Consider the following 14,625-nt stretch of genomic DNA (forward strand, 5'->3'; position numbering starts at 1 on the left):
AGACAGCGAACCATCGCGGAACGCCCCGGAGCCGTGGACGTCGCCGATTCCCTCCACCTAGAACTCGGCGCGCAGACCCCATCGCGGCAGGTCGCGGGTGGCGGATGGGTAGGTGTCGTCTGCCCTGCTCGACTTGCTGGTGCCGTTCGTCCCAAGCGGCACCCGTTACCGCGCGAGTAGCGGGAGCGCTGGGAAGGTGTAGTCCTGCCACAGCAGTCGTGAGGTCTCTTCCGGGTAGGCGGTGACCGTCGACGGTGTGTCGAAGAGCTGCGCGAGGCGATGGTCGGTGTCGTACGGAGGCCAGCCCGGGTCGCCGTGCGCGGCGAACGCCGTCCACGCCGTGCGGATCCGTGCGGACAACTCCTCCGCCTCCGGGGAGGGCGGGTCGCCGATCAGCATGGCGGGCTGTCCGCTGGTCAGGTTGCCGAAGACGAGCGGTACGTCCAGGCCGTGGCAGGCGCCGAGGGCGCCGCCCAATCCCGGGGCGGGCCAGGTCAGTTCGTAGAGGTGGGCCTGGCCGCCGCCGGCGAGCTGCGCGTCGGCGAGGTGGAGGCTTGGCATGCGGAACAGCCAGTCCGCGTTGACCAGTTCGTACAGCTCCTCATCGGCCGTGGCAGGGAACGCCTCTCGGTATCGGCGTGCGCCGTCCGGGCCGGGGGCGAGCATGTGCAGAGCGGTCTCGGTCTGCTCGTGTGTGACCTGGCCGAGTACGCCGTCGATCAGGCTGAACAACCGGTGCTCGTCACGAGTGTGCCCGACGAGAAGTGCGACGTCCCGGGCGGCGCCGTCAGCCAGCGCCTGCCAAGGGGTCGTCGGCAGGACGTCACCGTCGACAACCGGTGCGAACGGGATCGGCCGGTGGGTGATCTGCCCCCAGCGCTCCCGCCACTGGACCGTTTTGGCGTGGATCGCGTCGCCGGCGGCGGGCAGCAGAGCCGGGGCCACCGCCGACAGGCCGGACACCGTGGGCCGTACCCCCAGCTCGGCGGCGAAGGCGGCGGCGATGTCGGTGGCCAGTTCGAGGGAGAAGAACGTCCCCGGCACGCTCTGCGCGACCGCCCGGCGGAAGAGCCCGGCGGCGCGCGGCATGGCGAGCAGCGCGGCGACCGATCCGCCACCCGCCGACTGGCCGAAGATCGTGACCTGGTCCGGGTCACCGCCGAACACCCGGATGTTGTCCCGCACCCACTGCAAGGCCGCGACCTGGTCGAGCAGTCCCCGGTTGGCCGGGGCTCCGTCGATCTGCGCGAAACCCTCGATACCCAGACGGTAGTTGAGGGTCACGACCACGGTTCCGCTTCCGGCCAGGCGCCCGGCGTCGTATTCCGGGAGGCTGGAGTTGCCGATGGCGTAAGCGCCGCCGGGGATCCACACCATCACCGGGAGCGCTGCCGCCGGATCCGGTTCCGGTGTCCAGACGTTGAGCGTCAACCAGTCGTCGCCGGCGTCGTCCTGGGACGCCCCGAGCACGCCGGCCTGCGGGGGCGGCGGGCCGAACGCGAGCGCAGGGCGCACACCGTCCCAGCCGCGCACCGGCTGCGGCGCGGCGAAACGGAGGGCGCCGACCGGCGGCTCGGCGAACGGGATGCCGCGAAAGACCGCCAGCCCCGCCTCCCGGCCGCCGCGGAGGACGCCGGCCGCCGTGCGGACTTCCGGCTCTGACTCAGACGACTTGCTGGATGCGCTGACAGCCATTTTGCGGTCCTCTCCCCGTTCCTGCTGAGCCGAGGATCGCAATGCGCGCCATCTACGGGCAAACCATTTATGAGCGCGCATTCCTCGACACGTGAGCGCTGTGCGCCCGGGCCAGTTCCATCAGCGGGGAAAGCGCGTCCCGGGTGACGACCTCGACGTGGTGTTCGAAGTAATGGCCGGTCGGCTGCCCGCTGTCCGCCTGCGGCACCCCCTCGTTCCACGGCGCCGCCCCGGCGTCTCTCGCTTGCCACGACCCAACCTTCTCCCAGGTTCAGGTCTCCGCACTGTGAGGGGAAGCTGCCGACACGGCGGTGATCTTGGCCGGGTTCATCATCCACAGCACATGGTCGATGCCCTGTGCCGAGGCGTCGACCGTGAGGACCGTGAACACCTTTCCGTCGCGGCTCAGCAGAGCGGAGGTTTGCCCGTTCGTGTTCGCGTACCGTACGTCGACTCCGGCCCAGAAGTGGTGCGCGAACGCCTTCACGTACCTGGCCACCCGCGACGCGCCCGCCACGGGGAAGCGAGAGGCGCGCACGGCGCCGCCGCCGTCCGAGTAGCTGGTCACGTCCGCGGCGAAGAGTTCTTCCAGAGCGGTCAGGTCACCGGAGCGGGCAGCGGCGACGAAGGCCGTCAGCAGCCTGCGTTGTTCGGCTCTGGTCACACGCGTGCGACGTTCGGCGAGCACGCGCTTGCGGGCCCTGCTGACCAGCTGGCGTACCGCCGCCTCGCTGACCTGGATGATGTCGGCGATCTGCCGGTAGGGGTAGTCGAAAGCGTTCCGCAACACGTATGCCGCGCGCTCGGTCGGCGAGAGCCGCTCCAGGAGAAGCAGGACCCCGAACTCCAGAGCCTCACCCCGCTCGGCGCCGAGGTACGGGTCCGCGCCGGTGTCGACCGGTTCGGGCAGCCATGGACCGACTTAGGTCTCGCGTCGCACCCGAGCGGACTGGCCCGCGTTGATGGCCAGCCGTGTGGTCGCCGTCGCCAGGAACGCGGCGGGGTTGCTCACCGTGGCGCGGTCGGCGGTCTGCCAGCGCAGCCAGACGTCCTGCACCAGATCCTCGGCTTCGGTGACGCTGCCCAGCATCCGGTAGGCGATGCCGAACAGCCGCGGCCGTACACCCGCGAACACCGCGGCGGCCTGTTCAAGATCCTCCGGCCCGCCGGATTCGTCCGCCGCCCCGGTATCGGCCACTGTCGCCGCCCCCTGCCCAAGCGATCCCGCTGCGCCGGGTCCCATCCTTGCACCCTGGAAGATCCCCTCCGGCGGAGGCGCCCAGGCTCCCAGCGACGACATCCGAACCATCCGCGGAAAAAGAAATTTCGCGGCGGGCTGTCACAAACCCTGAGGCTGCCCTGTCTTGGCTGGTGACCGGTTGGCACACAGGTGCCCCGGGAAACGGAGGGTTTGTCATGAAAATCGTAGTAGTCGGCGGGACTGGGCTCATCGGGTCGAAGCTGGTGGCGAAGCTGGGTGAGCACGGTCACGAGGCGGTGCCGGCGGCGCCGAACACCGGCGTCAACACCCTCACCGGGGAGGGGCTGGCCGAGGTGCTGGCAGGCGCGTCGGTGGTGATCGATGTCTCGAACTCGCCGTCCTTCGAGGACGCTGCGGTGCTGGAGTTCTTCGAGACCTCCACGCGCAATCTGCTCGCCGCGGAGGCGGCGGCCGGCGTCGGTCACCACGTCGCGGTGTCGGTGGTGGGGACGGAGCGGCTGCCTGAGAACGGCTACTTCCGGGCGAAGATCGCCCAGGAAAAGCTGATCGAGAAGTCGTCGATCCCGTTCTCGCTCGTGCACTCGACCCAGTTCTTCGAGTTCGTCCGGGGCATCGCCGATGAGGCCACGGACGGCACCACGGTGCGGATCGCGCCCGTGCTCTTCCAGCCCATCGCGGGCGATGAGGTCGCGCAAGCGGTCGGCAGGGTCGCGGTGGGGTCGCCGTTGAACGGCCGGGTCGAGATCGCCGGACCCGAGCAGTACCGGATGGACGAGTTCTTCCGCGACGCGCTGGCCGGTTGGGGGGATCCGCGTCAGGTGGTCACCGACCCGCACGCGCGCTACTTCGGAAGCGAGCTGAGCGAGGGGACGCTGGTGCCGGATGCCGGCGCCACCCTGGGCAAGATCCGCTACCGCGACTGGCCCGGCCGGAACGCGGCCGGAAAGTAACCTCGAGGTCGAGGCGCACACCGAACAGGACGCCTCCTACGAGCGGGTCTATCCCGGTACGCAGGCAGCGGCCGGGATCCCGCTCTCGTCCTGGCTCGACAGCCGTTCGTGGGGGGCCTGGCCGACTACGGCGCCGGCTCGAGCCCGGCCATTAGGCTCTGCTGGTCCTGGCGCATCTACGCAACGCGGTCATTCGGCTCCGTCTGTCGCGATCGGACGGGCTTCGGCGCGGAGCCCGGAGGGCTCGTACTCATGAGCGGAGGTAGTGGGAGTTCACGGCGGGTTGGCCGGTGTAGTTGGGGCCGGCGTGGTCGTCGCTGCCCAGGTAGGTATAGGGGAGGGTGAGATCGCGGCGGGCGGGGCAGGTGATGCGGCGGGTTCTGGAGTTGTAGGTGAAGCCCGTGGCCCGGAGGTCGCGGGTGAGGCGGGGGCCGAAGGGCGTGCCGGAGTCGTCGCGGATGGCGTGCGGGTCGAAGTTGGCGATGAAGAGGCCGTCTGGGGCCAGCCATGTTGCGGCTTTGGTGAGGATGGCGAGTTTGTCGCCGATGTAGTGGAGGCCGTGCACGCTTGTGATCAGGTCGAAGGGGGCGTCGGGGGTCCAGGTCGTGATCGAGGCGGTGATCAGCTGGAGGCGGGGTGGGGTGGGCGGACCCGCGAAGAAGTCGACCAGGTCGACGCCGACGAGTTCGAACTCGCCGGGGATGGTGCGGGCGGCCTCGAAGAGGGCGTTGGCCGTGCCGCAGCAGAGGTCCAGCCATCGGGGGACCGCACCCGCCGAGATCCGGTCGCGGAGGAACCGGGCGATGTCCAGGCCCAGCTCCCGGCGGTAACCGGCCAGCCGACGCTCCCGGTTCATGGCGTTGTTGGCGACGACCGGAGAACGTTCAAGCTCGGCATCGCCGAGCAGGCCCAGGTTCACGGATGGAACTCACGGACTGAACTCATGTGCGACCTCGACTAAGCCGAACTCATGGACGGAACTCATGGACGACCTCGATCTGGCCGACGATGTTGGCGTTGAACTCGGGGAGTTCCTCGGCGGGGACCCAGAGTTCGAGGACGGTCTGGCCGCCCACCTGTTGTACGGGGTAGCGCTCCAGGAAGTCGGAGCGGACCTCGAAGCGGGTGACGTAGCCGACGCCGGAGCGGGGGACGTTCCAGTCGCGGGCGATCTTGATGGCGTAGTCCTCGTTGAGTACGGGGTAGAAGATCGGCTGGTCGGGGAGGCGGGGTGGCCAGGCTCGCCAGTCGGAGTCGCGGACCAGGTCGAGTTCCTCTGGGCCGGTGGGGCGCCATAAGGTCGTCGTCTTCATGCTCGTATTGTCGGGCATGTCGGGCGGCTGGGTGGATGGCGCCGAGTGGGGGTTGCGTTGCCTACCATGTTGCGGTGATTACGCTCGAGCGGTGGGAGTGGGAGGCCAGGGCGCAAGCCCATCGGGGGCGGGTGGATGCCTGGATTGTGCCGCATCTGGAGCGGCGGCGGAGTGGGGCCGCTCATCCGGTTGAGGACTTTCTGTTTAGCTATTACGGGTATCGGCCGAGCAAGCTGCGCCGGTGGCATCCGGGTGCAGGCGTGGTGCTCGGCGGGGCCCGGGAATTCGGGTCCGGATATGTCGTGACCGACGCGGGCATGACGTTGGACGTGCCGGCGTTGGTGGCGCGCCGCCGGGAGTCGATCGAGTGGATCGCGGCCCTGCTTGGCGCCACGGCGGGGCGGGCGGGGCAGTTCGGGTGTTTCGGTATGCACGAGTGGGCGATGGTCTACCGGGTGCCCGCCGAGCAGGTCCGGCACACCGCGCAGCCGCTGCGCATGCCGTTGGACCAGGTGGCCACCGTGGTCGAGGAGCGCACGCTGCGCTGCACCCATTTCGACGCGTTCCGCTTCTTCACCGAACGGGCACGCCCGCTCAACCTCACCCAGCTCACCCGCGAACGGCAGATCACCTCGGAACAGCCCGGGTGCCTGCACGCCAACATGGACCTGTACAAATGGGCGATCAAGCTCTCCCCGCTGGTCCCCGGCGAGTTGGTGGCCGACTGCTTCGAACTGGCCCGCGACATCCGCGCGGTCGACATGCGCGCCAGCCCGTACGACCTGAGCCACCTCGGCTACCAGCCCATCCCCATCGAAACCGCCCCGGGCCGGACCGAGTACGCCGTCGCCCAGCGCACCTTCGCCGAACGCGCCGCCCCCCTGCGCCAAGCCTTGCTCACGGCCTGCCAGGGACTCCTCCAGGACGACGGCGGATAATTCGGGGACTCTATGTCGTCAGGCGCCGGACCAGTTCCGGTACGGCCTCGCCGATCGGTTCCCGGATCACCTCGTCCGCCAGTTGGTCGTACGGCGTGGGGTCGGCGTTGACGATGAGCAGCCGCGCCCCGGACCGCACGGCCAGCCGCACCAGGCCGGCGGCGGGTTGCACCTGCAACGACGTGCCGACCGCGACGAAGACCTCGGACCGTTCGGCGGCGTGTACCGCCTCGGTCAGGGTCTGCTCGGGCAGGGACTCGCCGAACATGACGGTGGTGGTCTTCAGGATGCCGCCGCAGGCGGGACAGGCGGGGTCGGGGTGGCCGGCGTCGATGCGGTCGAGCGCGGCCCGCAGGGTGGACCGCGCCGCACAGTCCACACAGATCACGCCGAACATGTTGCCGTGCAGTTCCAGCACCCTGCCGGGGTCGGATCCCGCCTTCTGGTGCAGGCCGTCCACGTTCTGGGTGATCAACCGGTCCAGCCGCCCGGACTTCTCCAGCTCCACCAGGGCCAGATGGGCCGCGTTGGGTACGGCCTGCCAGGCCGGGCTGGCCCGGCGATACTCCCAGGAACGGCGGCGGATCGCGGGGTCGCCCAGGTAGTAGTCGATGGTGACCAGCTTCTGGTAGTCCGGGTCGGCCCGCCACAGACCGTTCGCTCCACGGTAGTCGGGAATGCCGGACTCGGTGGAGATCCCGGCGCCGGTCAGGAAAGTGATCACCTTGTCACCCCTTTCGCGTGGGCGGCCCAGCCCGCCAGCGCCCCCACCGCGTACCAGAACAGGTCAGGCGCGTTGAACGTGCTCCCCAGCACCAGACGGGCCAGCACGCTCTGCTCGGACAGCGCCGCCGGAACCCCGGTGAGCTGGGCGAACTCCACCATCCAGCTGATCGTGAGCGCCGCCGCGGCCACGGCGACCGGCCGGGCTCTCGGCACGATGGCGACGATGACCGCGTACAGGAGAAGGGTGTACAGGGCGTCCCCCGCGTACTTCGCGAAAGGGCCCGCGCCGAACGCCCGTACCCCCAGCCCTGCCGCGACAACCACCAAGGCAGCCGACGCCGCGAACAGTCGAACCCGCAGAACATCACGGACACTCACAACACGGACACTATCGAGCGGCCCGAGCGGAGGCGCCCGCAGGCGAGGGCCGCTGGGAAAAACCCGTACCGTGGATGTCCGGTCGGGGGAGACGGCCTCGACGTCTCCGGTGAGCGGCACCGACGCCGCCCAAGGAGAGGAGCGAACCGTGAAGTACATGATCATGATGTTCGGCACCCAGCGGGACTACGACGTGCTGACCGGCAAGCCCGGCGACGGGCCGGCCTGGTCCCCCGAGGAGGTCGGGGCGATGCACGCGTTCATGGCGAAGTGGAACAACGACCTGGTGGAGTCCGGGGAGTTCGTGGACGCCCAGGGGCTGAGCGCGCCCGTGCACGCCCGCCGTGTCGAGCTCCGCAACGGAGTGCCCGTGGTCACCGACGGGCCCTACCCGGAGACCCAGGAGGTGCTCGCCGGATACACCATCGTGGACTGCGCGAGCTTCGACCGGGCCACCGAGATCGCCGCCCGCCTGGCGGACACCCCGCACCCGGCGGGGGCCGTCCTGGGCCACGAGTGGTACGTCGACATCCGGCCCGTCGTCGACGGCATGCAGGAGCTGTAGCCCGGTGACCGGCACCGACATCGAGGGCCTGCTGCGCGAGCTGGCGCCGCGGGCCCTCGGTGCGGTCGTCCGCCGGTACGGCCACTTCGACACCGCCGAGGACGCGGTGCAGGAGGCCCTGCTGGCCGCCGCGTTGCGGTGGCCGTCGGACGGGCTTCCCGATCATCCCCTCGGCTGGCTGGTCACCGTCGCCGCGCGGCGGCTCACCGACCTGCTCCGCGCCCAGCAGGCCCGCCGCGACCGCGAGGACACGGTGGCCAGGTGGACCCCGGTCGACGCCCGGCACGCACCGCCCGCCGACCGGACGCCGGCGGACTCCGACGACACGCTGATCCTGCTCTTCATGTGCTGCCACCCCTCGCTCTCCCCGGCCTCCCAGATCGCGCTGACCCTGCGCGCGGTGGGCGGCCTGACCACGGTGGAGATCGCGCGGGCCTTCCTGGTGCCGGAGTCGACCATGACCCGGCGCATCACCCGCGCCAAGCAGCGCATCAGGGACAGCGGGCTGAGGTTCGGGCTGCCGTCCCCCGAGGAGTGGGCGGAACGGCTCGACGTCGTCCTGCACGTGCTGTATCTGATCTTCAATGAGGGGTACGCGAGCACCTCGGGCCCGGGCCTGCACCGGGCGGAGCTGTCGGCCGAGGCGATCCGGCTGGCCCGCATAGTCCACCGGGCGCTGCCGGAGGACGGCGAGGTGGCCGGGCTGCTGGCGCTGATGCTGCTCACCGACGCCCGCCGGGCGGCCAGGACCGGGCAGGACGGCACGCTGATCCCGATGGCCGAGCAGGATCGCGGCCGGTGGAACGCCGAGCTGATCGCCGAGGGGGTGCGGCTGGTCTCCGCGGCGCTCCCGCGCGGCCCCGTCGGGCCGTACCAACTGCAGGCCGCCATCGCCGCCGTGCACGACGAGGCGCCCAGCGCGGCCGAGACCGACTGGCCGCAGATCATGGCCCTGTACGAGGTGTTGCTGCACCTGTCCGGCAACCCCCTGGTGGCGCTCAACCACGCGGTGGCGGTGGCGATGGTCCGCGGCCCGCGCGCGGGTCTGGATCTGGTGGCGAAGCTGGAAACCGACGGCCGGATCGCGGGGGACCACCGGCTGCACGCGGTACGGGCCCACCTGCTGGAGATGGCCGGGGACGGATCCGCCGCCCGGGAGGCGTACCTGACGGCGGCCGGGCGCGCCATGAACCCGCCGCAGCAGCGCTACCTCTATGGCCGGGCCGCCCGGCTGGACGCCCGGGACTGACTCCGGGCTCACACGGGGGAGTCCAGCGGGATCAGGCCGCCCGAATGCGGCCTGATCACGGCGCTGGCGCCTCCGGCGCGGGTCACGCCTGCTTGCGGCGCCTGGTGGTGGCCTTCGACGCGGTGGCCTTCGGCGCGGTGACCGGCGACGTGCGGCGCTCTGGCGGCATACGCTCCCCGGCGGGCCTTCTCGCGGCGGCCCTGGCGCGCGACGCGAGCATGGTTCCCACGCCGATCGCGGCCGCGACCGGCCACTCGATGGCGCCGATGACGGCGAGCGCGCCGAGTCCGCCGTAGTAGATCAGCCGCTCTGGTGGCGGCATCGCCTTACGGCCCGTCTCCATCGCCCGCTCGGCCCACGAGGTGTCCATGTGCGGCATGTGCGGCCGGTGCACCTGGAGGCTGACCATCGGCAGGTTGAGCGCCAGCAGTTCTTCTTCCTCCATCGCCGCGGTCTTCCCGGCGGTGCCCTTCGCGGGCTGGGTCTTGGTTTCGGTGACAGTCATGGGCCCCCTTCTTCCCATCAATATGACCGTGCGCCCCGTGCGCCCCCTGCGCCACTTTGGGCGCGTCCCGAACGTGTAGCAGCCCGGGAACTGCGATTTTGCGATCATTCCCGCCAGGACCAGGCAGAAGCATGGCGGACATTAACTTTGAGGCCGTATATGCCGAAACGTCAGGGTCCAATGACCTGGGGCCGACCGGGGCCCTGGCGGTCGGACGGTGATCAACCTGCTCGTGAGCAGGGACAACCTGACCAAGAGGTCATCTGTAGTTCACCGGACGTACAGCAGCAGGAAGTCTATGTATCTAAGGGTGGTCTGTGGTAGAAAATGGCAAATCGTCTGTGTGAGGTACCTAATGCCCAGTTTCCTTGGTTCGCTGCTCGCCAAAGCGGCGGTCCTCGCGGTTGAGGCGCTCGTCGCCCACCTGGTCCAGGTGGTGATCGAGGTCGTCACCCGCAAGTTCGCCCCGCAGAGTGGCTACGCGACGGCCTGAACACGCTGTCACGATCTCCGCTTCAACGGCATGGGTGACAAGCGTCATCATTGTGCTAACCCAGCCAAAATCGGCATGTAGAACCCCCAACCGCTTCCCCGCATGACCTAGCATCAGAGCACCTTCCCCCGAAGCAAGGCACCGGTGTCTATGTGGGGGATCGCGCCATGTTCGGGCAGATGCTGGCTCTGGCCACGGGGATGATTCGATGCTTGCCGCTTCCCGAGCTGGTCCGGACCGATACCGGCAGGCACGAGGTGGCCGATCCCCCGGAACTCCCCCGCCCGTTGCGCCGGCGGCGGAGCTGGCCGACCGGCGAGGACGGCCTCAGCATCGAGGTGCGCGGACTGCACCTGCCCGGCATGGAGGCTCCCGCCGAGACCCTCGAACGGCGCCTCATGGGGGTGCACGGAGTGACCCGTACGGAGGTCAACCGGGCCCTGGGCTACGTCTACCTGGCGGGTCAGGCGCTCGACGAGGACGCTCTGGTCACGGTGATCGAGCACCTGGAGAGCGAGCACGACCTGGGCGGCAAGCCGTACGCCGGCGAGGTGACGCTGCCCGACGTGCCGGCCGCGCTGGTCGGATTCGGGGTACGGCTGGCCGGGCTCGGCGTGTCGGCGGCCGGTCGCCTGGCGGGACTGCGCGGGCTGCCCCCGGCCACACCGCTGCTGGTCACCCTGGCCGACTCCTACCCGCGGCTGCGCAGCGCGGTGACCCGGCGGATCGGCGAGCCCGCCACCGAGGCCCTGTTCGGGCTCTCCACCACGATCACCAACGTGCTGTCGTTCCGCCCGCTGGGCCAGCTGATCGACACCGCCTGCGCCGGGGTCCTGCTGGCCGAGTCCCGCGCCCACCACCACGCCTGGAGCAGGGCGAACGCCGGCACGACCACGCACAGGTCCGCCCCGATCGTGCGGTTCGAGCGCCCGGTTCCGCTGCCGGGCGGGCCGATCGAGCGCTACTGCGACCGGGCCGTCCCGGTCGTGCTGGGCGCGTACGGCGTGCTCACCGCCGTCGGCCGCACCCGGGAGCGTGCCCTGAGCTTCCTGGCGGCGGCGACCCCGAAGGCCGCGCGGCTGGGCCGGGAGGCCTTCTGCGCCGAGCTCGGCCGGGGCCTGGCCCAGCGGGACGCGCTGGTGCTCAACCATCGGGCGCTGCGCCGTCTGGACCGGATCGACACCGTGGTCGTCGACGCCGGCGCGCTGCTGACCGGGCGTTGGACGGTCCAGCACATCGACCCCGTCAGCGAACTCGGCTCCGCCGAGGATCCCGCGGAGGTGCACGCGATCGTCCACGAGCTGGTCGACCCGGCCGATCCCTGGCAGCGGCGCGAGCAGGCGGCCTGGGCCGTCGAGCCGTACCGCGTCGAGGACGGTACGCTCACGCTCTCCAGGGACGGGCGCGTGGTCGCCCAGGTGACCATGATCGCCGAGCTGGATCCCCTGGCCAGGCCGCTGATCGAGGCGGCCGCATCGGCGGGCGACGTCCTGCTGGCCGGCGGGCCGCGGGACGTGGGGCGGCGCCTGGGCGTGACGGGCATGATCCCCGGTGGGCGGCGGCTCGCCACGGAGGTGCGCGCGCTGCAGAGCGACGGGCACGGCGTGGCGGTGGTCTCGGCCTCCGGCAAGGCGGCGCTGGCCGCCGCGGACCTCGGCGTCGGCCTCGGCACGGCCCAGCGCAAGCGGTGGACCGCCGACGTGAGCTGCGACCTGGCCGGCGCGGTGCTGCTGCTGCGCGCGGCCGGGGCGGCCCGCGTCACCAGTCGGCGCAGCGCGCAGTTGGCCTTCGGCGGTTCGTGCTGCGCGGCGCTGCTGGCCCTGGCCACGCCCGTCGCCTCCCGCACCGCGTACGTGACCGTGAACCTGGCGGCGGGAGTGGCGCTGGTGGCGGGCACGTGGACGGCCAGGGCCGTGCTCCAGCGTCCCGCGCCGATCCCGTACGACCCCACCCCCTGGCACGCCATGCCCGTATCGGCCGTGCTCGACCGCCTGGAGTCGAGCCTGGACGGGCTGTCCGACGGCGAGGCGGACCGCCGCCGTACCGCGGTTCCCTCCGCCGAGGGTCCCCCGGGCCTGTTCAAGCTGTTCCTCATGGAGCTGGCCAACCCCCTCACCCCGGTCCTGGCGGCCGGGGCGGCCGTCTCCGCCGTGGTGGGCGCGGCGCCGGACGCCGCGCTCATCGGGGGCGTGCTCGGTGTGAACGCGCTGATCGGCGGCGTGCAGCGGCGGGGCGCCGACCGCGCCCTGCACGGTCTGCTGGCCGCCACCGCCGTCCAGGCGCGGCTGCGCCGCGAGGGCCAGGTGACGGAGACGGCGGCCGAGCAGCTGGTGCCCGGCGACGTGATCGAGCTGGCGGCGGGCGACGTCGTCCCCGCCGACTGCCGGCTGATCGAGGCCGACAACCTGGAGGTCGACGAGTCCTCCCTCACCGGGGAGTCGCTGCCGGTGCTCAAGACCGTCCGCCCGGTGGCCGCCGACACCGTGGCCGACCGGCGTTCCATGGTCTACCAGGGCACGATCATCGCGGCCGGCGCCGGAGACGCCGTGGTCGTGGCCACCGGGGCGGCGACCGAGGCGGGCCGCAGTGCCAGGACGGCCGAGGACGGCCCGCGGGCCGGCGGCGTGGAGGCCCGGCTGCAGGAGCTCACCCGGCGCATCCTGCCGCTGTCGATCGGCGCCGGGGGCGTGCTGATCGTGCTGGGCCTGCTGCGCGGGCGCACGCTCGGCGCCACGCTGGGCGAGGCGGTGAGCCTGGCGGTCGCCGCCGTGCCGGAAGGGCTGCCGTTCGTCGCCACGGTGGCCGAGCTGGCCTCGGCCAAGCGGCTGTCCAAGCGCGGGGTGCTGGTGCGCAACCCCGGCACGATCGAGACGCTGGGCCGGGTGGACGTGCTGTGCTTCGACAAGACCGGCACCCTCACCGAGGGGCGCATCCGGCTGCGCCAGATCAGCGACGGCCGGGTCGACGCGCCGGTCGACGCGCTCACCCCGGAACTGCGCCGCGTGCTGGTCACCGCCGTACGGGCCTGCCCGACACCCGGCGAGGCGCTGCCGCACCTGACCGACCGCGCGGTGGTGGACGGCGCGGCCCGCGCCGGCGTCGGCACCGGCCACGACAACGGCGCCTGGCGGCTGGTCGACGAGCTGCCGTTCGAGCCCGGGCGCGGCTACCACGCCGCACTCGGCCGGGTGCCCGGCGGGCAGCGGCTGAGCGTGAAGGGCGCGCCCGAGATCGTGCTGGAGCGGTGCGCGAGCTGGCAGATCGACGGCGCCGAGGCGCCGCTGGAGGAGAAGACCCGCGAGGAGGTCTTCCAGAAGGTGGACCAGCTGGCCCGCCAGGGCTACCGGGTGCTCGCGGTCGCCGAGCGGCCCGCCTCCGACCGCCGCGACCTGGACGAGTCGCGCATCGACGGGCTGACCCTGCTCGGCCTGCTCGCCCTGGCCGATCCGGTACGGCCGACCGCCGCCCTGGGCGTGGCCCGCCTCCAGCGGGCCGGGGTGCGGCACGTCATCGTCACCGGGGATCACCCCAGCACCGCCGAGGCGATCGCCGTCGAGCTGAACGCGCTCAACGGCGGGCGGATCCTCACCGGCGCCGAGCTGGACGCCCTGGAGGAGGGGAAACTGGCCGCGGTGCTGCCGCAGGTCACCGTGTTCGCCCGGGTCACCCCCGCCCACAAGGTGCGCATCGTCAAGGCGTTCAGGGACAGCGGCCGGGTGGTCGCGGTCACCGGCGACGGCGCCAACGACGCCCCGGCCATCCGGCTCGCCGACGTGGGCATCGCGCTCGGCGCGGGCGCGACCCAGGCCGCCCGCGACGCGGCCGACGTGGTGGTCACCGACGACCGGATCGAGACCATCACCGACGCGATCGCCGAGGGCCGGGCCATGTGGACCTCGGTGCGCGACGCCCTCGCCATCCTGCTCGGCGGGAACGTGGGCGAGGTCGCCTACACCGTCGGCGCCGGCGCCCTGGGCGGCGCGGCCGCGCTCAACGCCCGCCAGTTGCTGCTGGTCAACCTGCTCACCGACATGCTGCCCGCGCTGGCGGTGGCGGTGCGGCCCCCGGCCGGAGTCGACCCCGAGCAGCTGCTCGCCGAGGGCCCGGAGGCGTCCCTCGGCAGGCCGCTGGGCCGGGACATCACGCTCAGGGCGGGCGTCACCGCCGCGGCCGCCACGCTCGCCGCGCTGCTCGACAGCATGACGGGAGTGCGGTGGAACACCAGCACGGTCGCCCTCGTCTCGCTGGTGTCGGCGCAGCTGATGCAGACGATGGCGGTCAGCCGCGGCGACCGCACCGTGCTGGCGGCCGGCGCGTTCTCGCTGGCCGCACTGGGGCTGATCGTCTCCGTCCCCGGCGTGAGCACCCTGTTCGGGTGCCGCCCGATCGGCCCCCTGGGGTGGAGCATCGCCATCGGCAGCGCCGCGGCCTCCACCGCCGTCGGTCTGGCCGCGGCCCGCGCCCGGCTGGTCGGCTAGTGTCAGGGGCCGTCCGGGTGCTCCCGGGCGGCCCCCTGAACAGCCGTCGCGAAACTTTCACCGTCCAGCGGGACGAACGTCGCGCGTCACCCTGGTTCGTTGACCACGTGACG

General features: G+C 71.7%; 14 protein-coding genes. 6 read left to right on the forward strand and 8 right to left on the reverse strand.

The features are described from left to right. Positions 1-165: 165 nt before the first annotated feature. From KIP79_RS00185 to KIP79_RS46275, 3 genes are all read right to left on the reverse strand, one after another. Positions 166-1,695 carry a carboxylesterase/lipase family protein gene (locus KIP79_RS00185; RefSeq protein WP_214102589.1) on the reverse strand — a complete coding sequence of 510 codons (1,530 nt, stop codon included), beginning with the start codon at positions 1,693-1,695 and terminating at the stop codon, positions 166-168. Positions 1,696-1,966: 271 nt separating this feature from the next. Further along, on the reverse strand, positions 1,967-2,605 hold the full coding sequence (locus tag KIP79_RS46270; RefSeq protein WP_308169518.1) for a sigma factor-like helix-turn-helix DNA-binding protein: 639 nt from the start codon (positions 2,603-2,605) through the stop codon (positions 1,967-1,969). Between the two features lie 12 nt (positions 2,606-2,617). Next, a complete protein-coding gene (locus KIP79_RS46275) occupies positions 2,618-2,938 on the reverse strand; it encodes a sigma factor (RefSeq protein ID WP_250212469.1) in 321 nt (106 codons plus the stop codon). Between the two features lie 173 nt (positions 2,939-3,111). On the opposite strand from KIP79_RS46275, the gene KIP79_RS00195 reads away from it, so the two are divergent. Beyond that, the gene (locus KIP79_RS00195) at positions 3,112-3,867 is read left to right on the forward strand and encodes an SDR family oxidoreductase (protein WP_214102590.1); all 756 of its coding nucleotides are present in this window, start codon (positions 3,112-3,114) and stop codon (positions 3,865-3,867) included. Between the two features lie 250 nt (positions 3,868-4,117). Here the strand turns inward: KIP79_RS00195 and KIP79_RS00200 are convergent, their stop codons facing one another. Both KIP79_RS00200 and KIP79_RS00205 read right to left on the reverse strand, forming a co-directional pair. Continuing rightward, entirely contained in the window at positions 4,118-4,786 is a 669-nt protein-coding gene (locus KIP79_RS00200) for a class I SAM-dependent methyltransferase (RefSeq protein WP_308169479.1), read from the reverse strand. Positions 4,787-4,835: 49 nt separating this feature from the next. Continuing rightward, entirely contained in the window at positions 4,836-5,180 is a 345-nt protein-coding gene (locus KIP79_RS00205; protein WP_214102591.1) for an ADP-ribosylation/crystallin J1, read from the reverse strand. A gap of 74 nt (positions 5,181-5,254) precedes the next feature. Between KIP79_RS00205 and KIP79_RS00210 the strand changes: the two genes are divergently transcribed. Next, a complete protein-coding gene (locus KIP79_RS00210) occupies positions 5,255-6,118 on the forward strand; it encodes a 3-methyladenine DNA glycosylase (RefSeq protein ID WP_214102592.1) in 864 nt (287 codons plus the stop codon). A gap of 10 nt (positions 6,119-6,128) precedes the next feature. On the opposite strand, the gene KIP79_RS00215 is transcribed toward KIP79_RS00210, so the two are convergent. Together KIP79_RS00215 and KIP79_RS49095 are read right to left on the reverse strand one after the other, a co-directional pair. Further along, positions 6,129-6,842, reverse strand: a complete 714-nt coding sequence (locus KIP79_RS00215; protein ID WP_308169480.1) for an SIR2 family NAD-dependent protein deacylase — start codon at positions 6,840-6,842, stop codon at positions 6,129-6,131. Next, on the reverse strand, positions 6,839-7,168 hold the full coding sequence (locus KIP79_RS49095; RefSeq protein ID WP_214102593.1) for a ribosomal maturation YjgA family protein: 330 nt from the start codon (positions 7,166-7,168) through the stop codon (positions 6,839-6,841). Before KIP79_RS49095 ends, KIP79_RS00215 begins: the two co-directional genes overlap by 4 nt. A 211-nt stretch (positions 7,169-7,379) precedes the next feature. Between KIP79_RS49095 and KIP79_RS00225 the strand changes: the two genes are divergently transcribed. Continuing rightward, on the forward strand, positions 7,380-7,787 hold the full coding sequence (locus KIP79_RS00225; protein ID WP_250212499.1) for a YciI family protein: 408 nt from the start codon (positions 7,380-7,382) through the stop codon (positions 7,785-7,787). A gap of 4 nt (positions 7,788-7,791) precedes the next feature. Beyond that, positions 7,792-9,036 carry an RNA polymerase sigma factor gene (locus tag KIP79_RS00230; protein ID WP_214102595.1) on the forward strand — a complete coding sequence of 415 codons (1,245 nt, stop codon included), beginning with the start codon at positions 7,792-7,794 and terminating at the stop codon, positions 9,034-9,036. 82 nt (positions 9,037-9,118) lie between these two features. On the opposite strand, the gene KIP79_RS00235 is transcribed toward KIP79_RS00230, so the two are convergent. Further along, the gene (locus KIP79_RS00235; protein WP_214102596.1) at positions 9,119-9,541 is read right to left on the reverse strand and encodes a hypothetical protein; all 423 of its coding nucleotides are present in this window, start codon (positions 9,539-9,541) and stop codon (positions 9,119-9,121) included. A 355-nt stretch (positions 9,542-9,896) separates the two neighbouring features. Here KIP79_RS00235 and KIP79_RS00240 point away from each other — a divergent pair, with 355 nt between their 5' ends. After that, positions 9,897-10,034 carry a hypothetical protein gene (locus KIP79_RS00240; protein ID WP_214102597.1) on the forward strand — a complete coding sequence of 46 codons (138 nt, stop codon included), beginning with the start codon at positions 9,897-9,899 and terminating at the stop codon, positions 10,032-10,034. 212 nt (positions 10,035-10,246) lie between these two features. Further along, positions 10,247-14,512: a cation-translocating P-type ATPase gene (locus tag KIP79_RS00245; RefSeq protein ID WP_214102598.1), complete on the forward strand. Its 4,266-nt coding sequence runs from the start codon at positions 10,247-10,249 to the stop codon at positions 14,510-14,512. Positions 14,513-14,625: the final 113 nt, after the last annotated feature.

This window comes from Acrocarpospora catenulata, from assembly GCF_018476525.1.
In the GTDB taxonomy this organism is placed as follows: Bacteria; Actinomycetota; Actinomycetes; order Streptosporangiales; family Streptosporangiaceae; genus Acrocarpospora; species Acrocarpospora catenulata.

Bases quoted from the DNA above. Each gene is read 5' to 3' on its own strand.
- KIP79_RS00185 (WP_214102589.1), bottom strand. From the start codon at position 1,695: ATGGCTGTCAGCGCATCCAGCAAGTCGTCTGAGTCAGAGCCGGAAGTC.
- KIP79_RS00240 (WP_214102597.1), top strand. From the start codon at position 9,897: ATGCCCAGTTTCCTTGGTTCGCTGCTCGCCAAAGCGGCGGTCCTCGCG.
- KIP79_RS46275 (WP_250212469.1), bottom strand. From the start codon at position 2,938: ATGGGACCCGGCGCAGCGGGATCGCTTGGGCAGGGGGCGGCGACAGTG.
- KIP79_RS00205 (WP_214102591.1), bottom strand. From the start codon at position 5,180: ATGAAGACGACGACCTTATGGCGCCCCACCGGCCCAGAGGAACTCGAC.
- KIP79_RS00195 (WP_214102590.1), top strand. From the start codon at position 3,112: ATGAAAATCGTAGTAGTCGGCGGGACTGGGCTCATCGGGTCGAAGCTG.
- KIP79_RS00225 (WP_250212499.1), top strand. From the start codon at position 7,380: ATGATCATGATGTTCGGCACCCAGCGGGACTACGACGTGCTGACCGGC.
- KIP79_RS00235 (WP_214102596.1), bottom strand. From the start codon at position 9,541: ATGACTGTCACCGAAACCAAGACCCAGCCCGCGAAGGGCACCGCCGGG.